Below are 19,189 nucleotides of genomic sequence, written 5' to 3' on the forward strand. Positions count from 1 at the left end.
CTAGCTTAAGCAAAGCTTGGGCGCTTGATGCCGCGAGCGATGCGGCGGGCAGGGCTGCTGTTCGATGCCGGCCGGACGGCTGGCTCTGGCGAATTCATGACCGGTAATTCCCTGAAGCGATGATGCGGATTTTGTCGTCGCGGGGCCGGAAAGGGTTCAACCCTTCTTGCCGAGCACGAGATCGACCGTATGCGCGGCGATCTTCTGAAGCTGGGCCTCATCGCCGAAGGCGCGTTCGAGCACGGCCAATCCGCGTGTCACGGTGACGATGTGTAATGCAGCGCTCCCGGGGTCTCCGTTGAACTCGCCGCGCTCGACGCCCTCGGACAAGGCGTCCTGAACCAGGCCGGTGATGCGCGCCACCAGATCCGCGAAGGTTTTGCGGGCGTTCTCGTCCAGCCCTTCACCTTCGACCGACGTCAGCTCCATCAGTCCCCGTGTGGTCGGACATCCGCGGGGCGGCGAGCCGGAACGGAAATTCTTGATCGTCAGATCGAAAAACGCGGCGAGGCGCTCGCGCAAGGTCCCCGCGCCGAGGGTCTTTTGAAGAGCGCTCACATATTCGCCCGCATAGCGCTCATAGGCGCAGAGAAACAGCGCTTCCTTGCTCCCAAAGGCATTGTAGAGACTGCCGCGCTGGACGCCCGCGTCACGCGCGATGTCCGAGAGCTGTGTGCCCCGCACCCCCTTGCGCCAGAATTGATCGAAGGCGATGCGCAGGACGTCGTCGTGGTCAAACTCTCGCGGCCTCACGTTTCCCTCCGCTGTGCACCATCGGTTCAACCCAATCGCCTGACGCCGGCCAAAAAGTATTTGACACAGCGTCGAGAATGCGGGTATCGTTTTTCGACAGCGTGTCAAAAACTATTGATAGCTCATTTCGTCGATGGGGTGAACCACCCGTGCGGGAGCCGCCATGGCGCGCGTCCGCGTTACCGGCTCGAGATAAGGACCCGCGATGCCACTCATCCACATTTCACTGCGTGCCGGAAAGCCGGAAGCCTACCGGCAGGCGATCTTCGACGGCCTTTACCGCGCGATGCGGGAGACGCTCAACGTGCCCGAAGACGACCAGTTCATGACCATCAGCGAGCATGACGCTGCGAACTTCCGCTACAGCGCGTCCTGTTATGGTGTCAGCCGAAGCGAAGACGTCGTGTACATCCAGATCACCGTGTTCAACACCCGCACGACAGAACAGAAGAAAGCGCTGTTCCGGCGCACCGCGGAGTTGCTCGGCAAAAACCCTGGCATCCGGCCCGAGAACGTGTTCGTGAACGTTCTCGAGTCCGCGAAAGAGAATTGGTCCGTCGGCCACGGCCTCGCGCAATTCGCTTGAGGCGACACTACATCTGAATATCGGGCCTGAAGAGGGCGCGAACCGTCCATTTCATCCGCGGCTGACTTTGTCTGATGCAGAAACGGCCGTCGATAACGGGCACATTGATAATCGAAGAAGGCTTGTTGCCGCAGCAATGCTGGAGGCTGTCCGGGAAACCCGGCTGGTAGATGTAGAAGCGCGCATAGAAGGGTTCGACGGTGACCATCAGGTCGATCGAATTCAGGCCGCGCGGAATCTCGTCGCGCAGGTCAACCAGGCGGTCGCCGGGATTGCAGGCCAAGGCGGCCGTGACCAGGAGCCAGTTCATCCCGACAGAGTAGACCATTTCGTGCTGAGCAAAAGACCGCCCAAGGCGGTCTCTGTGCGGTTCTGTCAGAGAATGCTCAGGCTACATGGATCGCAGTGTTGCAGGCTCTAGATTCTTGGTTTGACGTTTGACGCGTTTTCTTGACGCGAACCGACCTCCACTTCGCTGGAAAACGCTTTAGCCGGCAATCACGCCGCCAGCGCGTCCGGATTGACTTCGCCCTTGGCGATATCGGTGAGAAGGGCGTCGGCCTCTTTCTCTTCCAAGAGGCTGTCGTGCAACAGCATCTGGTCGTCACGCAGGTCGAGCTGGCCGGCAAGTGCTGCGGCCGAGCCGTAAGCGGCGATCTCGTAGTGCTCGAGCTTCTGGACGGATGCGATCAGGCCCGCATCGCGAAGATCGTCTCCCTCCAGGATGCCGAGCATCTTGCGGGTTTCACCGATGAGGGCCTGCATGGCCTGATCGACATGCTCCGTCGGGTCGGCGCCATGCTTGCGAAGGATACTGATAAGGCGTTCCTTCTGCCTCATTGTCTCCGCATGATGGTCCACCAGGGCATCCTTCAACGCCGGATGCGACGCGGCCGCCGCCATGCGCAGCAGCGCTTCCGCAAGCTGGTCCTCGACACTCACCAGTTCCTGCAGTTCGGCGAGGTACATGTCCTTGAAATTGCTGATTTCCATGACGAAATCCTTATCGCAGGAGTGTACGGGACTTTCCCGAGGCGTCGCTGAATTCCGGAAAGCAGCCGGCACGCGCCGATCGGCCTTATCGTGTTCGAGGCCGACAATGTCTCTCAACGAGGCTACGACGCATCTGGTTCCCGACCAGGCGCCAGGAGGAGGTGTACCGATGACGGAATGGTATTTTGTTTGGGTCGAAGGTCTGCGCGGGCCCATGCCGCAGAAATGGTCATCGGATGGGCTCTGGGGCCAGGTCGGGCGTCAGGATGTCATTGTCCGTTTCGCGCTGAGCGATGCGGAGGCGCATCTGCCGCTCGACGAGCTGGCGAGGCTGCATCCCATTCCTGACGGGAGGTAGTCGGGCCGCGGTCGGCGGCCGCCACAAGATTTTCACACTTGGTTTTTGTCTGGAACATTTGGCTTTGTTCGGAACATTGCGAATTTGATTTCGTTGCCGGGTTGAACGGGCGCCAGGAGGCACCACTGTTCCGAACTCAATTCGCCCTGCGGCGGATTTGAAAGCGAACTTGCGAACCAGCGCGCGGTGCTGGTGGGGACGAGCGATCAGGATCCGACACCCTTGACGCTTGATCCTCCGCAAGGAGCGGCCGCGTGTGGTCTTGGCCGTTGCGCGGTCCTCAACCAACCAGAAGCCGGAAAACCAACCAAAGCTAGTTAAGGAGTCGTGCATGAAATTGAACTCGGCACAGGTGGAACGCGCTCTTATGCAATTCGAAGCCCAGGCGCTCCCGGATGATCATCCGGTGGTCCCGCAACTGGCCAGCATGTTTGGCGATCACACCTTCTTCATCGACAGCGGCGGGCTCAACGTCCTGGAACCGACCGAGGCTTCCCAGCCGGAAGCGCCCGTCGGCATGATTGTAAACCTTGCCTATTGGAGCGATGAGACCCTGACGAAACTGTCGCCGCACGAGCCCGAGCCCACAGGCGTTATCGTCAGCCTCGAATCCAGACACTGACGCCTGCAGGAGCGATCATTTCGCGGCGGGTCCGGTCACGACGTATCGGGCCGGACCTGCTGCGATCTGCAGGTCCGCTTGTGCTGCGTCGGCGTCGGTCAGGTTTCGAAATGAACCCCGATCCGCCTCTCTTTCCGCCAGACGACGCGGCACGGCAGATGGAGGTGGTCGGCTTCGATCACCAGCGTGAAGCGTTCGGGAATGCCGACGGGCGAGATCACCTCGAGTGCGGCGCCGGTTTCGGAAAGGTTGCGGACCGTGCAATCGAAAGCAGCGCCGCCGCCAAACGAAATCTTGCCCGCCTTCAACAGCCGCCGCCGCGGTGCTATTCTGTGCTCGTCCACCACCTGGACCTCCGCTTGAACAGGCTAGTTTTTGAACAGCGTAGTTTTCGGCCTCCGAGGTTACTATCCCGTTACCGTACATACCAGCGCTGATGCAACGAAAGGTGGTAGGCCGCCAGAGGGCCATTCTGTCAGCTCATCGGGCCTGACCATCCGTCCGCGCCCGCCGTCCCTCGATCGGATAGGCCGGATCGTTGAACCCCGGCGTCGAGGGATGGCCGCTCACCACCAGGCGGTCGATCAGCGCCTCGTCCTCGGCCGTGAAGCGATAGTCGAGCGCCTTCAGGTAATCGTCCCATTGTTCCTCGGTGCGGGGACCTGCGATGACAGCCGAGACGAACGATGAATTCAGCACCCATGAAACCGCGAACTGTCCGGCGGTGATGCCGCGGGCCTCGGCATGCCGTTTGATCTCCTGGGCGAGCTGCAGCGATTCCGGCCGCCATTCGGTCTGCATCATGCGCTTGTCGGCGCGCCCCGCACGGGTGTCCTTGTCGGGCGCAGCATCCGGTCTGTACTTGCCGGTCAGCACGCCGCGCGCCAGCGGGCTATAGGGCACGATGCCGAGGCCGTAATAGCCGCAGGCCGGAAAATGCTCGACTTCCGGCATGCGGTTCATGGCGTTGTAATAGGGCTGGCTGACGATCGGGCGGTCGATGCCGTTGTTGTCGCAGATGTTGCAGATCTCGGCGACGCGCCAGGCGCGGTAGTTCGACACGCCGAAATAGCGGATCTTGCCCTGGCGCATCAGGTCGCCGATGGCGCGCACCGTCTCCTCCAACGGTGTCGCGTGGTCCTCCTTGTGCAAATAGTAGATGTCGATGAAATCAGTGCCGAGCCGTTTCAAGCTTTCTTCCGCCGCCTGCAGCACCCAGCGCCGCGACAGCCCGCCGCGATTGGGATCGTCGCCGATCTGGTTGGCGAGCTTTGTCGCCAGAATCCAGTTGTGCCTGTTGTTGGAGATGGCGCGGCCGACCACCTGCTCGGACTGGCCGCCATTATAGGCGTCGGCAGAATCGATGAAGTTGATGCCGGCCTCGCGCGCCTTTGCGACGATGCGCGACGACGTCGCCTCGTCGGTGGGGCCGCCGAACATCATGGTGCCCAGACAGATCGGCGAAATCTTCAGGCCGCTGCGGCCAAGTTGGCGGTATTGCATCGGGTGGGTCCTCCACATTCGTTGCATTCTCTCCCTCTCCCCGTTCTTCACGGGGAGAGGGTCGGGGTGAGGGGCTCTCTCTACAGGTGGACTCGCTGAGAGAGCCCCTCACCCGGCGCTTTGCGCCGACCTCTCCCCGCAAGAGCGGGGCGAGGTAAAAAAACGCTTCAACTCTCGTTCTTCAATATCTTGAACACGCCGCTCGCCATCGCGATACAGCGTTTGTCGACGGTCAATTCCGTTGTGATGAAAATGAGGCTGCGGGTCGAGCGCACCACATGCGGCTTCGACACCAAAACCTCGCCGATCTTGCCGGCTTCGACAAAGTGCGTATCGAGCTGCACCGTTGCCAGCGTCGGCTTGCCCGAAACGAAGCGGGCGGTCATGCCGCAGGTGCGGTCGGCGAAAGTCATGATCACGCCGCCCTGCACCAGGCCGCGGCGGTTGTGATGCTTGTCCTCGGTAGCAAGTGCGTATTCGTGCGTGCCGCCGACCACGCGCTGCCATAGCGGGCCGATCAGGTGCAGGAATCCTGAGGTTTCGACGATCTTCCAGCCGTCGGATTTGAGTTTGTCCGCGGCCTTGGCTGTCATGTCGTGCTTTCCGTTTCCTGCGGGCTGTCATGCTGTCCGGGGTCATTTCATCTGATGCGCGGCTGTTGTAGTCAAGCGGGATGGTCCGGGCATTCGACGATACCACAAGGCGGAATATTGCAGGGCTTTGCGCGGCATTTGCGCGGGTGCCGTCCGGCGAGGCGGTAGCCGGGCTGAAACGCGCCGCGGTGGCGATTGCGTTGACGGAAGCTGAGGCCGGCGGCGGGACGACGTTTCTGCTGACCCTTCGCGCCGCGACCTTGCGTTCGCACGCCGCGCAATGGGCGCTGCCAGGCGGGCGCTGCGACCATGGCGAGACGCAGGCGCAGGCCGCGCTGCGCGAGCTGCACGAAGAACTCGGCGTTGGCCTCGGCGAGGGCGATGTGCTCGGCCTGCTCGACGATTACCCGACGCGGTCAGGCTATCTCATTACGCCTGTGGTGGTCTGGGTGAGCACCAGCGCAGCTCTCGTGCCCAACCCCGCGGAGGTCGCCTCGGTGCATCGCGTAGCCCTCGCCGATATCGAACGCAACGACGCCTTCAGCTTCACCACGATCCCAGAAAGCACGCGGCGCGTGATCCGCTTCCGCCATGCCGGTCAGCACATCCACGCGCCGACGGCGGCGCTGATCTATCAATTTGCCGAAGTGCTGGCGGGAAGAAGCACCCGCGTCGCGGAACTGGAACAGCCGGTGTTCGCGTGGAGGTAGGACTGCGCATCCACCTCACGATGTGAGATGCGATGGTCGCAATGACGATGTAAGCACCTCATTCGGAAGTCAGCTTGCGAATGCCGGTTGTTTCAGCAACGATGGCCGCGCCAATAACAAGAACAGTCCTGGGAGCGCGCTCATCATGTCCACGTGGATCAAGAGCTTTTGTGTCGTCGCCGCATTGCTCGGCCCGAGCGTAGCCATCGATTCAGCGCGAGCACAAAACTATCCCGCCCGCGCCATCACGCTCGTCATTCCATTCGCGCCCGGCGGCAGCACCTCGATCGTCGGCCGCGCCATTGCCGACAAGATCAGCGAACTGCTCGGCGAGAAGGTCGTGGTCGACAATCGTCCCGGCGCCGGCGGCACGGTCGGCACCAAGGCGGTCGCCAAAAGCGATCCCGATGGCTACACGCTGCTGCTGGGTTACACCGGCACGCTGGCGATCGGCCCCTCGCTCTACAAGAACCCCGGCTACGATCCGCGCAAGGATTTTGCGCCGATCGGCCTGATCGGCAACGCGCCGAATTCGCTGGTGGTGCATCCGTCATTCCCCGCGAAAAACGTCGCCGAACTGGTCGCCTATGCGAAGGCCAATCCCGACAAGGTCAATTTCGGCTCGGCTGGCGCCGGTACCGCCAGCCACATCACCGGCGAATATTTTGCCCGCGCCGCCGGCATCAAGCTGGTGCACATTCCCTACAAGGGCACCGGCCCGGCGCTGACCGATCTCCTCGGCGGCCACATCCCGATGGCGTTCGCGCCGATCCCGGCCTCGCATCCCAATGTCTCCGCCGGCAAGCTGCGCGCGCTCGCAGTCACCAGCATCACCCGTTCGGGCCTGCTGCCCGACGTGCCGACGATGATCGAAGCGGGCCTGTCCGGTTTCGACGCCTCGCTCTATTACGGCCTCGTCGCGCCCGCTGGCACGCCGCGGCCGATCATCGACAAGCTCAACAAGGCGCTGCGAGATGCGCTCGCTTACGACGAGGTAAAGAAGCAGTTGGGCAATGACGGCACCGATATCACGCCCGGCACACCGGAAGACTATGCCGCCTTCATCGACAAGGATGAGAAGAAATGGTCGCAGCTCGTGAAGGCCAGCGGTGTCGAGCAGGAGTGAGTGGCGAGATGGGACTCTTCCCTTCTCCCATCGAAGTCGGATGTATCCGACTTCGACCAAATTTAATGCTCAACTCGGGTAAACCCGAGTTGAGGTGGGAGAAGGTGGCATAGGCGGCCTATGGCCGCCGTCTCTTAGAACGCCGATGCTTCGCATCGGCGTCCTATTTTAGTACAGCAATGGCCGCCTATGCCACCTTCTCCCCACAAGGGAGAAGGAAGAAAGAGCGCCGCGGAAGTTCGGGCCGTTTCGGGGCTGACTTCACGGGCACGCTTGCTACAACGAGGCCATGCGCCAGCCATTGATTCGCATGGGTTCCGGATTTGTCGCGCTCGCGCTGTTCGCGGGCGTGCCTGCAATCGCAATGGACGCCGGTATATTCCCTCCCTCGACCGCAGACGCGATGGCGCAAGCAGCTTCGCCGCAGGCGATCGCCGAATATCGCCGCAAGCTGAAAGAATATCAGGAAGCGCGCGCCGCGTTCGAGGAGGAGGCGGGGGCCTATTGGTCTTCGATCTCGGAGAAACGAAAGGGCCGCAACGCCAAGCGCCGGGAACGCCAGGCCATTGCGCTTGACGATTATGTGCTGACGCAGCCGCCGGTCTACAGCGGTCCGAAGCAGCCGGTTAGTCCGGAGCTGGAGGAAGAGAAGCCGCCGCGCGAGCGCAAGCCCATTCCCGTCGTCGCCGATTTTCTCAAGGCCGCCGCCGAGCAGTTCCAGTTCACGCCGCAACGACCGGCCGCCGAAGTCGACTTCAAGCGCGCCTATGCCCGCTACGCGGTGGCTGCCGGCCTGACGCGCGAGCAGGCGGTGCGGGTCTATTCGTTCGAGACCGGCGGCAACGGCAATTATGACATGCAGTCGGGCCTGAGCGCCTCGCGGCCGGGCTCCCGCGCGATCTCGACCGCGATCGGCTACAACCAGTTGCTCACTACCAACAGCGTCGAATTATTGGCCGAACAGGGCCACGAATTAATCAAGGAATTGACGGCAAGGGCCGCGACGCTCTCGGGCGCGCCGCGGAAAGCAATGGATCACAAGCTTGCCGTGCTGAAAAAGATGGTGGCGTTCACGCGCACCGTGCCGGACACGTGGTCCGAGCATGAGAAGCTCGCCAATACGCCACAAGGCTGGGCCGTGCACGCCATGGTGCTCGATATCGACGTCGGGCCGATGCTGCAGACCCACAAGCTGCTGACATCGGTGATCTTCGCGCGCGCCAAGGGCTACAATCGCCCGCTCTCGGCCGCCGAACTCGAAATGATGAACCTGACCGGCGACGGCACCGGCCTCGACATGGTGACCATGCCGCAGGCGATGCGCGAACGGGTGCCGACCTCGAATTTCTTCCAGCGCGGAGGTTACGAACGCAACCCTGTCGCGATCCGCCACAACACGGTGGCGAAATTGCTCGCGGTCACCGACGAGCGCATGGATTTCAACTCCGGCAAGCCGGGCGCGAAGGAATTGGCGGCAGCGTTTTAGTTTTCACCCTCCAGGGGAGGGTAAGTAGCGCGAGCGCGCCGTACCTCAATCCGACCCGAACATGAACTTGCCGTCGCCCTCCAGATAGGGCCCGGAGCGCATATAGAGCTGCCCGTTCTGGCCGATGAAGAACAACGTCCCTTTCGGCACCTTCTTGGCGCCTTTCAGCAGCGTGCCGGCATTGTTGGTGCCCATCTTGTAGGAGACCGTCTTGCCGTCCTTGCCGTAGGCATAGCCCATGTCAGACTTAAGCTCCCAGGGTGTCGGCGCGGCGGCTTGCGCAAATGCGCAGGTCGAGAACCCCGCCAGGACGGCCACCGTCAAAACCGTCTTCGTTGAAACACTCGTCATCATCCATCCTCGCCACAGCCATTCGGCCTCGTGCCCCACGTTTTGAACAAATCACGAACGGCATTGTGCCGTCAATTGGCACCTTCGACGCATCACACCTTACCTTGAGACTTTGTGATTTCCCGCGTTCGACTTCGCGACTATGTTCGCTTTTCCAGCTAAAAGCATGCATTGCGAAAAACGTCTTAGGGATGGTCAGATGAAACACGTCATGAAGATCGGTCTTGGTGTTGCGCTGTCGTTCATGACGCTGGCTCAAGCGGCAGAGGCCGACAATTTCAAGCTCTCCAACAACCAGCGGATCGCCTGCAGCCGGGGATTGAGCGCGGGCAAGCTCAACACCTCGACCTGCAAATCCTATGCTTACGTGTTCAACACCAAGACGACGGAATATTTCCGCTGCCAGGTTTCGCTGGCGCTGACGCGGGACAACAAGGAAGTCATCAACGTCCAGGCCGACGGAAGCTGCGCCAGGAAGCCCCGCATCTTCGATGCCGATTCGAGCTATTCGTTCGATGCCACCGAAACCGAGCCGCCGAACACCAATTCGTTCTTCGGTCCCGGCGGCTATGCGGTATGGGCCAGCGACAACAATACGCTGAAGGTGCGTGGTTGCATCATCATCTCGTCCGGCCTCGGCTCCGACATCTCCAAATGCATCGACATGAAGTTCGATTGAGGCACGCTCATTGCGTCTTGTCGGAGCTGGCTGCGAGTTGGGGGCGTGACGACCGGGCAAATTTCCGCACCGCCACCGGCTTGCCGAACAGGTAGCCCTGAACCAGATCGAACCCCATGTCGTGAGCGGCGAGAAAATCGGCGCGGGTCTCGATGCCCTGGGCGATGGCGCGGGCGCCGTTGTCCCGGGCCAGTTCGATAATGCGCCGGCATACCGTCTGCTTCAGCCGGTCGTCCGCGCAGCCGTTGATGTATTGCTGGTCGACCTTCAGCTCGACGAACGGGAAGCTCCGGAGTTCCAGGAGGGAAGGCCATTCCGCGCCGACATTGTCGATGGCGATCGCGATATTGTGCAGGCGCAGACGTCTTGCGGCGTCCACCGCCAGGTCCGGCTGGTCGATCACCTCGCTGCTGTTGATTTCGATTAAAAGTCCAGCGAATGCCGGGTGGGCGGGCATGGCGCGGCACAGATCGCGCACCGCCGCGGCATTGCCGAAGAACGATACCGGCAGGTTGATCGAAAGGTCGACCGGGCCCTGGCTCTCCAGCAGATAGCGCCAGTCCTCGATGGCGCGGCCGACCACGAATTCGGACAGGCTGCGAAAATGCGGATCCTTGTCGTCGGGAATGAAATAGGCCGGCGGGACCACGCCCCAGGCGGGATGCCGCATCCGGACCAGCGCCTCCGCTCCGCTGGGCACCAGCGTGCGGGTGTTGATCTTCTGCTGGTACCACAATTCGAGCCAGCCGGCCTTCAAGGCCTCGGCGACATCGACGGCGGGGCTTGGCGCCGGCTCCGCCGGCAGCAGCGCCGCGACGCTTGCGCGCAGGCTCGCCGCGCCGAACGGCGTCTGCAGCGAGGGCAGCATGGCGATGCCGTATTCGTCGCCAATTTGCCGGACGGCCTTTACCATAATCGAGTCGGGTTGACCGATGACGAGGACCTTGCCGCCGAAATTCTTGCGGACGATTGCCTCGAGGATTTCGCCGACATTGATCCCGTCGACGCATACGCTGAGCACGATCAGGTCAGGCTGCTCCGCCTGCAATACGCCCGCCAAATCGCCGGCCTGACCGCATTCGCAGGTCACGAAGCCGAGATCCTCGAGAGCGTCGGAAAGGAACAATCGCAGGTGCTTTTTGCTGTCGACGACGCAGGCCCTGGGCGTCAGCTTCCGATGCCCGAAGTGCGCTGCGCGCGAGTGCTCGCCAATATTGATTTGCTCCATGCCGCCCTCCCAACAGATACCCCGGCGCCAGTGGTACATCCGCGTTGAGGTCGCAATAATGGAATTTTCCGGGAGGTCACAGGATTACTTCAGTAGGGTTAAAGCCGCCGACAAGAATAAAACTTTAGGAAGCCTTCATGGCTCAACTGTCCGCTGCCGAGGGCCGGATAAGCCCATCCATTTCATGGGCTTCGGTGAGCTGATGCTTTGCCTGGGCAATATTTGATCAGCCCCGCGCGTTAACGCCTGTGGTCGCTTGTCGGCGCCGCGATATCAGCGGCTTGCGTATCGTCTTCCGCTTTTTCTTCGCAGGAGCAGCAATGACGCAGCGCACAACTCTTCTTCCGGCAAAAAAATGACCGCGGTCTTCGGCAGACCGCGGTCACTGTAACCAGTGTCCGGACAGCGCTTCCGCGTTGTCCGAACGGCGAATGTCGAAGCCTAGCCGCCGATACCCTTTTCCTTGAAGTATTTCAGCGCGCCGGGATGGAACGGGATCGGCGAACGTTCCTGCACCTGGTTGTCGAGCGAAAAACTCTCGGCTTCCTTGTGCACGGCGACGATATCGGCCTTCTTCTCCACCAGCGTCTTGACGATGGCGTAGGCGTCCTCATTGCTCATCTTGTCGCCGGTGACGATCAGGTTCCAGACCTCGGTGATCGAATTGTCCTTGTCGTAGCCGGGATACGAGCCTGCCTTGATCTTGCTCGGCGAATAGAGCTTGCCGTATTTGGCGTTCATCTTCTCGGCCAGGTCGCCATGGTCGATCAGTTTCATCTTGATGCCGGGAGTCGCTGCGAGATCGGTCACCGCGGCGGTCGGGATGCCGCCGACCCAGAAGAACGCGTCGATCTTGCGGTCCTTGACCGCGTTGACGGATTCCGCGACGCCGAGCCGTTCGCGCTTCATGTCCTTGTCCTTGTCGAGGCCGGCGGCCTCGATGACGCGGAACGCCATCACTTCGGTGGCGCTGCCGGGCGACCCGGTCGAGACACGCTTGCCCTTCAGGTCGGCCATGGTCTGGATGCCGGTGCCTTCCACCGTCACCACGTGCATGCGGTTCGGATAGACCACGAGCAGCGCCTGCAACGGCAGCTTGCCGCTCTTGAACTTGTCCTCGCCCTTGAGCGCATCGAGCGCGGCGTCGGCCATGGTGAAGCCAAGCTCGCTCTTGCCGGCGCCGATCAGCTTGAGATTGTCGACCGAGCCGCCGGTGACCTCGGCGGTGGCCTGCATGTTGGGAAGGTTCTTCGATAGCACGTTGGCAACGGCGCCGCCGAGCGGATAGTAGACGCCGCCGGTGCCGCCGGTTCCGATCGACATGGTCTTCTGCTGGGCGTGGGCTGCGCCCGCAAAGGCGAGACCTGCGGAAATCGTCATGGCCAGTATGGCTACGGTCTTCTTCATTCTTTTCATCCTCAATCGTTTCCTGACTAAGTAGTGAGCGCCGGTCGCGTTGGCGACCGCGTTCTGGCCTGCCACAATACCACGCCGAGACCGATGATCAGGCCCGGCACATAGGTGTAGCTGATATCGCGGCCGATGATCCATTCGACGATCGCCTCGATCAGGCTCGGGAACACCAGCAGCAATCCGGATAGCAGAAGCAGGCCGCGCTCGACCGCTGTATTTTGTCGCAGCGCCCAGTTCTGGGCAAACGCGGCCAGCGCCAGCAGGCCCAGGCTGGTCTTGATCGTGATTTCGAGAATGTCGACCCACGATCCGCCCTTGGGGATCGATAGCAGCAAGCCGACACCCTGCGGGTCGAGCACGAACACGAACGGCACCAGGAACGCCGGCAGCGTGTATTTCCAGGATTGCAGCGTGGTCTTGTAGGGATCGCCGCCGGTAATCGCAGCCGCTGCAAACGGCGACAGCGCCGTCGGCGGCGATACCTCGGACAGCACCGCGTAATAGAAGATGAACATGTGCGCGGCGTAATCGGGCACGCCGAGCTTGATCAGCGCGGGCGCGGCGATGACCGCGCAGATGATGTAGGACGCGGTCACCGGCACGGCGAGGCCAATGATCCAGACGATCAGCGAGGTGTAGATCGCGGTCAGCAAGAGGCTGCCGCCCGCATAGGCAATGACAATCGACGAGAATTTGAGGCCGAGACCGGTCAGCGTCACGATGCCGACGACGATGCCGGCGCAGGCGCAGGTGGTCGCGGCATTGAGCGCGCCAATCGAGCCGTCGGCCAGTGCCTTCACCAGCTTGGTCGGCATCAGCGCGGTTTCCGGACGCAGGAAGCTCAGCGCGAAAGTGACGACAATGGCGTAAAACACCGACAGCGATGGCGAGTAGCCGATGATCATGAACACGACGACGGCGAGCAGCGAGATGAAGTGGAAGCCGTACCGCCTGGTCATCTGGCCGAGCGACATCTCGGGCGTGAAGGTTACGTTCTTGGCGTGGAATTTCTTGGCGTCCAGTTCGACCATGAACAGCAGCGACATGTAGTAAAGACAGGTCGGGATGGTTGCCATCCAGATCACGTCGAGATAGCTGATCTTGAGAAATTCGGCGATCAGGAACGCGGCTGCCCCCAGCACCGGCGGCGACAGGATCGCGCCCAGCCCGCCCGCGGCCAGCAAGCCACCCGCGGCGTTCTTCTCGAAGCCCGCCTTGGCCATCATCGGATAGGCCACGGTACCGATCATGACGGTCGTGGCGACACCCGATCCGGAGGGACCGCCGAGCAGGAATGACGACAGCACGACCGTGCGGCCGGCGCTGTTGGGTTTGCCGCCCATCAGCGCCAGCGAGAAATCGATGAAGAATTTTCCCGCGCCGGATTGCTGCAGGAATGCGCCATAGATGGTGAACAGGATGATCAGCGTCGCCGATACGTCGACGGCGACGCCGAAAATGCCCTCCAGCGTAATGAAGAGGTGACCGACCAGCCGCGCCACGTCGTAGCCGCGATGGGTCCACGGCGCCGGCAGATACGGACCCAACATGGCGTAAGCGACGAACAGCAGCGACACCACGGGCATGATCGCCCCCGTCGTGCGCCGCGTCGCTTCCAGCAGCAGCACGATGAAGACGATGCCGACGATCACGTCCCAGCGGTCGGGCGCGGTGGCGCGGTCGGTAAAATCCTCGCCGCCCCACAGCGCATAGACGATGGTCGCGACCGCGACGATCCCGGGGACGATGTCCCACCAGCGCACGCGGTTGCGGAATCGCGTGGCCAGCGGAAACAGCAGGAAGCTCAGCACCAGCGTGAAGGCGACGTGGGTGTAGCGCAGTTCCTGGGTCGGAACGATCGCATAGGCCGCATAGAGGTGAAACAGGCTCATGACCACGGCAATCGTGGTCGAGATTTTCCCCGCCCAGCCCATCAGGCGGTTGGCCGCGCCTTCCTCTGCCTCGACGTAGGCTTCTGCCTTGTGCAAGGCTTCGTCGGATACCGCAACGACCTCGTCGTTGGTCGGCGTTGTCTTGTCTGCTGCCATGCTTTCCCCGGGGACCCCGTTAACTCCCAGACCCGGTGTCCCCCGGGTCTTTCGCGGGCGCATTCAGTCCAATTTGGGTAACCGTGGCAAGGGCCTTGTGGGCGTATGCCGGGGGCATCTTTTTAGCTTATCGGACGGCTTGACCCGGAGCCGCTGCCCGTCCAATTTCCCGGCCAAAATAATTGGAGAATGGCTTTCATGAACTCCAGATTGATTGCAGCCGCCGTTGCCACGGCGGCCATATTTTTTGCCCCCGGCGCGCACGCGCAGTCATTCATCAACATCCTGACCGGCGGAACATCCGGCGTGTACTACCCGCTCGGCGTCGCCATCGGAAAGATCTACGGCGACAGGATTGCGAACGTGAAGACCCAGGTGCAGGCCACCAAGGCCTCGGTCGAGAACCTGATCCTGCTGCAGCAGGGGCGCGGCGAACTCGCCTTCACGCTCGGCGACTCGCTCAAGGCTGCATGGGAAGGCGACGAGGAGGCCGGCTTCAAGTCCAGGCTGGACAAGCTGCGCACGATCGGCGCGATCTATCCGAATTACATCCAGATCGTCGCGACATCGGACAGCGGCATCAAGACGCTTTCCGACCTCAAGGGCAAGAGCCTCTCGGTAGGCGCCCCGAAGTCCGGCACGGAGCTGAACTCGCGCGCCATTCTTTCCGCCGCCGGCATGACCTACAAGAATATGGGCAAGGTCGAATATCTCCCCTTCGCCGAATCCGTCGACCTGATGAAGAACCGCCAGCTCAACGCAACGCTGCAGTCGGCCGGCCTCGGCGTCGCCTCGCTGAAGGATCTCTCGACTTCGACCGAAATCACCGTGGTGTCGGTGCCGAAGGCCATCGTCGACAAGATCGGACCGCCCTTCGTGCCGGCCATGATCCCCGCCAACACCTATACCGGCCAGGACAAGGACGTCCCGACCGCTGCGGTGGTCAACTATCTCGTGACGAATTCGGCGGTCTCCGACGATCTGGCCTATCAGATGACCAGGCTGATCTTCGAATCGCTCCCCGAACTCGTCACGGCGCACGCCGCCGGCAAGGAGATCAAGCTCGAGACGGCCGCGGCCGGCAGCCCGGTGCCGCTGCACCCCGGCGCGATCCGCTACTACAGGGAAAAGGGCGTGATGAAGTAGGGCGAGCGCACCCTTTTCGCCGTCATGCCGGGCCTTGTGCCGGGCATCCACGTCCTTGACGAGACCGCAGTAAGACGTGGATGGCCGGGACACGCCCAGCCATGACGTATCCAGTGACGGAGCTGGTGATATAACCAGCGCGGGCAGGGAATCACGGACATGCGGCAAGCCGAGGGGACGGAAGAGCCCGTCAAGGTCGAGTTCGATAATTTCGAGCATGGTTTTCCGGCGGGCTTCGGCCCCGGCGGCTGGGGCTATCTCGCCTATGCCATCGGCATCGTCTTTGCGGCCTTCCAGCTTTACGTCGCCGCGTTCAACTATCTGCCGAGCCAGGTGGTGCGCGGCGTTCACGTCGGCTTCCTGCTGCTGATGACCTTCGGCCTGATCGGCAACTTCAACGCCAAAAGCGATTTCGGCCGCGCGCTCGGCTGGCTGATTGGCGGTGCGGGCTTGCTATGCGGGCTGTACCAGTGGATCTTCTACGCCGACCTGATCGCCCGCGACGGCGATCCGACGCGCGCCGATCTTGCGGTTGGTACGCTGCTTGCCGTGCTGATCTTCGAAGGCACGCGGCGGTTGATGGGGCTGGCGCTGCCGCTGATGTGCGGCGTGTGTTTGCTTTACTGGTTGTTCGGCCAGTATTTGCCGCAGCCATTCAACCATCGCGGCTATGATTTCGATCAGATCATCACCCATTTGTCGTTCGGCACCGAAGGATTCTACGGCGTGCCGATCTATGTCTCGGCGACCTACATCTTCCTGTTCATTCTGTTCGGCTCGTTCCTCGAACGCGCCGGCATGATCCGGCTCTTCACCGACGTCTCGCTCGGCCTGTTCGGCCGCGCCCGCGGCGGACCGGCCAAGGTCGCGGTGTTCGCTTCAGGGCTGATGGGAACGATCTCCGGCTCCGGCGTCGCCAATGTCGTCACCGTCGGCCAGTTCACGATTCCGCTGATGATCAAGTTCGGCTATCGCCGCGCCTTTGCCGCCGGCGTCGAGGCCACCGCCTCGATGGGCGGACAGATCATGCCGCCGGTGATGGGCGCGGTCGCCTTCATCATGGCCGAAACGTTAGGGGTGCAATATTCCGAGATCGTCAAGGCCGCGGTGATCCCGGCCATCCTCTATTTCGCGTCCGCGTTCTGGATGGTGCATCTGGAAGCCGGCAAGCACGGCCTCGTCGGCATGAAGCGTTCGGACATCCCGAACGCGTGGAAGGCGCTGGTGGCGCGCTGGTACCTGGTGTTGCCGCTGGTCGCGCTGGTCTACATGCTGTTCGAAGGTTTTACGCCGCTTTACGCTGGCAGCATGGGGCTCGCGCTGACGGTCGCCCTGATCCTCGGCGCCAGCATCACGCTCGGGCTCTCCCACATCGTGGTGCGCTACATCTTCTGGATCGGGCTCGCGCTGGTAGCCGCAGCGGTGTCGCGCAGCGGCCTCGAGATCATACCGATCGCATGCGTCGTCGGCGGGCTGGTCCTGATTGCCGCGATCACGCGCGGCGGCCGGGCAACGCTCGCGACCTGCCGCGATTCACTCGCCGACAGCGCCAAATCGGCGCTCACTGTGGGCATGGCCTGCGCCATCGTCGGCACCATCATCGGCATGATGACGCAGACCGGCGTCGGCACCATCTTCGGCGGCTGGATCATCGGGCTCGGCGCCAAGAGCCTGTTCCTGGCGCTGGTCATGACCATGCTGCTGTCGATCCTGCTCGGCGCCGGCATCCCGACGATCCCGACCTACATCATTACCGCCGCACTCGCGGCACCCGCGCTCGCCAAGCTCGGCGTGCCGCCGATCACCAGCCACATGTTCGCGTTCTATTTCGGTATCATGGCCGACCTCTCGCCGCCGGTGGCGCTGGCGGCGCTCGCGGCGGCGCCGATTGCGAAGGAAAACCCCGACAGGATCGGCTGGGAGGCGATGCGGATCGCGCTCGCAGGTTATGTCATCCCGTTCATCTTCGTCTACTCGCCGGCCCTGATGCTGCAGGCCGGCGATCCCATGACGGCCCAACTCGGCTTTTACGGCGCGGTGGCGCTGGCGATGCTCAAGGCGCTGGTCGCGATCGGCCTGTTCGGCATCGTCGCCATCGGCTTCCTGTTTACGCGGCTGACCCGGCTTGAGATCGCGGTCGCTTTCGTTGCGGCGCTGTGCCTGCTCGGCGAGTTCGCCTTCAGCGACACTATCGGCTTCGCGCTGGCGGCGGCCGTCGTGGTCTGGCAATGGCGGCAGCGTTCGCGCAACGCGGTGGCAGCGGCTTGAGCGTCTGCCTCGCCTCAGCCGGTGTCGTGAAGACCCTGTCGATTGCGGCGTTCACGCTGGCGTGGACGCACTCGATCGAGAAGACCGACTGGCAGGAAGACTGGCGTGTCACGCCGCAGGCGCTGGAGCTGGTGCAGGCGCGCGTGAAGGGCAGCGGTGCGGGCATGGAGCCGCCGCCGGAGGCGCGATTGATCGATGGCTGGTTTCGATGGCAGCCGAAGCGCGCAGCGTTGCCGGAAGTGGTGCTGGGCAATTCCGGGGCCGCCGGCGAATGGCGGTTGTGCAGTGATGGCAAATGCCGAACATTGTCTGACATATTCGGTCATCCGGTCGGAACCGATGTGACGATCATGCGCGCCTGCAATCCGTAGCCCGGATGGAGCCAACGGGTCGCGCGAATGCGCGCCCGATGACAGGCTCCGCGCAATCCGGGGCAAGTGCCAAACAAGAATCCCGGGTTGCGCTGCGCTTCACCCGGGCTACAAGAAGACGAGAACTCGCAAGGGAGAAGAGGTCGATGGAACGGCTCAAGGGCAAGACAGCGATGGTGGTGGGGGCGGGATCGATCGGTCCCGGCTGGGGCAATGGCAAGGCAACCGCGGTGACCTTCGCGCGCGAGGGGGCGCAGGTGTTTTGCGTCGACCGCAATGCGGCGGCGGCAAAGGAGACGGTAGAGATCATTACGGGCGAGGGCGGCAAGGCGGCGGCTTTCACCGCCGACGTCTCCCGTGAAACCGAGGTCGAGGCGATGGTTTCGGCGTGCCGCAAGACCTATGGCCGCATCGACGTGCTCGACAACAATGTCGGCATCGCCGAAATGGGAAATGTCGTCGAGGTGAACGAGGCGAGCTGGGATCACGTCTTCGCCGTCAATCTCAAGAGCGCCTATTTCGCCATGAAGCATGTCATCCCCGTGATGCAGAAGCAGGGCGGCGGCTCGATCATCAACATCTCGTCGATTGCATCCATCCGCCATCTCGGTATTTCCTACGTCACCTACGGCGCCTCGAAGGCGGCAATGAACCAGATGACGCGCACCACCGCTGTGCAGTTCGCGCGCGACCATGTCCGGGTGAACTGCATCCTGCCGGGCCTGATGAAGACGCCGATGGTCGAACACTCCGCGGGGCTGGCAGCCAGCTATTCGGCCGGCGATGTCGAGGCGATGTGGCGGGCGCGCGACGCACAGGTGCCGATGGGGCACATGGGCGACGCCTGGGATGTCGCCAACGCCGCGCTGTTTCTGGCGTCCGATGAATCGAAATATGTCACCGGCATCGAGCTCGTGGTCGATGGCGGTATCACGAGCAAATCGGGCGCGTGACG

At 62.4% G+C, this 19,189-nt stretch carries 21 protein-coding genes; 11 read left to right on the forward strand and 10 right to left on the reverse strand.

The genetic code is table 11. The features are described 5' to 3' along the window. Window positions 1-156: 156 nt before the first annotated feature. Window positions 157-753, reverse strand: coding sequence for a TetR/AcrR family transcriptional regulator (locus V1286_RS00005; protein WP_334476695.1), 597 nt, complete (start codon window positions 751-753; stop codon window positions 157-159). A gap of 205 nt (window positions 754-958) precedes the next feature. Here V1286_RS00005 and V1286_RS00010 point away from each other — a divergent pair, with 205 nt between their 5' ends. After that, window positions 959-1,339, forward strand: a complete 381-nt coding sequence (locus V1286_RS00010) for a tautomerase family protein (RefSeq protein WP_334476696.1) — start codon at window positions 959-961, stop codon at window positions 1,337-1,339. 7 nt (window positions 1,340-1,346) lie between these two features. On the opposite strand, the gene V1286_RS00015 is transcribed toward V1286_RS00010, so the two are convergent. Together V1286_RS00015 and V1286_RS00020 are read right to left on the reverse strand one after the other, a co-directional pair. Continuing rightward, a complete protein-coding gene (locus V1286_RS00015) occupies window positions 1,347-1,622 on the reverse strand; it encodes a hypothetical protein (RefSeq protein WP_334476697.1) in 276 nt (91 codons plus the stop codon). A 215-nt stretch (window positions 1,623-1,837) separates the two neighbouring features. Then, entirely contained in the window at window positions 1,838-2,332 is a 495-nt protein-coding gene (locus tag V1286_RS00020) for a YciE/YciF ferroxidase family protein (RefSeq protein WP_334476698.1), read from the reverse strand. A 106-nt stretch (window positions 2,333-2,438) separates the two neighbouring features. Between V1286_RS00020 and V1286_RS00025 the strand changes: the two genes are divergently transcribed. Beyond that, the gene (locus tag V1286_RS00025) at window positions 2,439-2,690 is read left to right on the forward strand and encodes a hypothetical protein (RefSeq protein ID WP_334476700.1); all 252 of its coding nucleotides are present in this window, start codon (window positions 2,439-2,441) and stop codon (window positions 2,688-2,690) included. Between the two features lie 331 nt (window positions 2,691-3,021). Continuing rightward, window positions 3,022-3,312: a hypothetical protein gene (locus tag V1286_RS00030; RefSeq protein ID WP_108514399.1), complete on the forward strand. Its 291-nt coding sequence runs from the start codon at window positions 3,022-3,024 to the stop codon at window positions 3,310-3,312. A gap of 98 nt (window positions 3,313-3,410) precedes the next feature. On the opposite strand, the gene V1286_RS00035 is transcribed toward V1286_RS00030, so the two are convergent. The 3 genes from V1286_RS00035 to V1286_RS00045 form a co-directional block, all read right to left on the reverse strand. Next, on the reverse strand, window positions 3,411-3,656 hold the full coding sequence (locus V1286_RS00035; RefSeq protein WP_334476702.1) for a PilZ domain-containing protein: 246 nt from the start codon (window positions 3,654-3,656) through the stop codon (window positions 3,411-3,413). 136 nt (window positions 3,657-3,792) lie between these two features. After that, window positions 3,793-4,815: an aldo/keto reductase gene (locus V1286_RS00040; protein ID WP_108514398.1), complete on the reverse strand. Its 1,023-nt coding sequence runs from the start codon at window positions 4,813-4,815 to the stop codon at window positions 3,793-3,795. A 167-nt stretch (window positions 4,816-4,982) separates the two neighbouring features. Continuing rightward, window positions 4,983-5,408 (reverse strand): PaaI family thioesterase, encoded by a 426-nt coding sequence (locus V1286_RS00045; RefSeq protein WP_334476704.1) that lies wholly within the window; start codon window positions 5,406-5,408, stop codon window positions 4,983-4,985. Between the two features lie 80 nt (window positions 5,409-5,488). Between V1286_RS00045 and V1286_RS00050 the strand changes: the two genes are divergently transcribed. The 3 genes from V1286_RS00050 to V1286_RS00060 all read left to right on the forward strand — a co-directional run bounded on the left by V1286_RS00050 (window position 5,489) and on the right by V1286_RS00060 (window position 8,730). Beyond that, the gene (locus V1286_RS00050) at window positions 5,489-6,118 is read left to right on the forward strand and encodes an NUDIX hydrolase (protein ID WP_334476705.1); all 630 of its coding nucleotides are present in this window, start codon (window positions 5,489-5,491) and stop codon (window positions 6,116-6,118) included. 145 nt (window positions 6,119-6,263) lie between these two features. After that, window positions 6,264-7,244, forward strand: a complete 981-nt coding sequence (locus tag V1286_RS00055) for a Bug family tripartite tricarboxylate transporter substrate binding protein (protein WP_334476706.1) — start codon at window positions 6,264-6,266, stop codon at window positions 7,242-7,244. Between the two features lie 289 nt (window positions 7,245-7,533). Continuing rightward, the gene (locus V1286_RS00060; protein WP_417021088.1) at window positions 7,534-8,730 is read left to right on the forward strand and encodes a hypothetical protein; all 1,197 of its coding nucleotides are present in this window, start codon (window positions 7,534-7,536) and stop codon (window positions 8,728-8,730) included. 45 nt (window positions 8,731-8,775) lie between these two features. Here the strand turns inward: V1286_RS00060 and V1286_RS00065 are convergent, their stop codons facing one another. Next, window positions 8,776-9,081, reverse strand: coding sequence for a hypothetical protein (locus V1286_RS00065; RefSeq protein ID WP_334476707.1), 306 nt, complete (start codon window positions 9,079-9,081; stop codon window positions 8,776-8,778). A gap of 199 nt (window positions 9,082-9,280) precedes the next feature. Between V1286_RS00065 and V1286_RS00070 the strand changes: the two genes are divergently transcribed. Beyond that, window positions 9,281-9,760, forward strand: a complete 480-nt coding sequence (locus V1286_RS00070; protein ID WP_334476708.1) for a hypothetical protein — start codon at window positions 9,281-9,283, stop codon at window positions 9,758-9,760. 7 nt (window positions 9,761-9,767) lie between these two features. On the opposite strand, the gene V1286_RS00075 is transcribed toward V1286_RS00070, so the two are convergent. The 3 genes from V1286_RS00075 to V1286_RS00085 form a co-directional block, all read right to left on the reverse strand. Continuing rightward, window positions 9,768-10,988 carry an EAL domain-containing response regulator gene (locus V1286_RS00075; RefSeq protein WP_334476709.1) on the reverse strand — a complete coding sequence of 407 codons (1,221 nt, stop codon included), beginning with the start codon at window positions 10,986-10,988 and terminating at the stop codon, window positions 9,768-9,770. A gap of 441 nt (window positions 10,989-11,429) precedes the next feature. After that, a complete protein-coding gene (locus V1286_RS00080; protein WP_334476711.1) occupies window positions 11,430-12,395 on the reverse strand; it encodes a TAXI family TRAP transporter solute-binding subunit in 966 nt (321 codons plus the stop codon). Window positions 12,396-12,421: 26 nt separating this feature from the next. Further along, on the reverse strand, window positions 12,422-14,449 hold the full coding sequence (locus V1286_RS00085; RefSeq protein ID WP_334476713.1) for a TRAP transporter permease: 2,028 nt from the start codon (window positions 14,447-14,449) through the stop codon (window positions 12,422-12,424). Between the two features lie 198 nt (window positions 14,450-14,647). Between V1286_RS00085 and V1286_RS00090 the strand changes: the two genes are divergently transcribed. The 4 genes from V1286_RS00090 (at window position 14,648) to V1286_RS00105 (ending at window position 19,187) form a co-directional block, all read left to right on the forward strand. Next, window positions 14,648-15,595: a TAXI family TRAP transporter solute-binding subunit gene (locus V1286_RS00090; protein ID WP_334476715.1), complete on the forward strand. Its 948-nt coding sequence runs from the start codon at window positions 14,648-14,650 to the stop codon at window positions 15,593-15,595. A gap of 159 nt (window positions 15,596-15,754) precedes the next feature. Continuing rightward, complete coding sequence (locus tag V1286_RS00095; RefSeq protein ID WP_334476717.1) at window positions 15,755-17,863, forward strand: TRAP transporter permease; 2,109 nt, start codon at window positions 15,755-15,757, stop codon at window positions 17,861-17,863. Beyond that, the gene (locus V1286_RS00100; protein ID WP_334476718.1) at window positions 17,824-18,234 is read left to right on the forward strand and encodes a DUF1850 domain-containing protein; all 411 of its coding nucleotides are present in this window, start codon (window positions 17,824-17,826) and stop codon (window positions 18,232-18,234) included. Before V1286_RS00095 ends, V1286_RS00100 begins: the two co-directional genes overlap by 40 nt. 146 nt (window positions 18,235-18,380) lie before the next feature. After that, the gene (locus V1286_RS00105; RefSeq protein ID WP_334476719.1) at window positions 18,381-19,187 is read left to right on the forward strand and encodes an SDR family NAD(P)-dependent oxidoreductase; all 807 of its coding nucleotides are present in this window, start codon (window positions 18,381-18,383) and stop codon (window positions 19,185-19,187) included. Window positions 19,188-19,189: the final 2 nt, after the last annotated feature.

Origin of the sequence: Bradyrhizobium algeriense (genome assembly GCF_036924595.1) — a bacterium.
Classification (GTDB): Bacteria; Pseudomonadota; Alphaproteobacteria; order Rhizobiales; family Xanthobacteraceae; genus Bradyrhizobium; species Bradyrhizobium algeriense.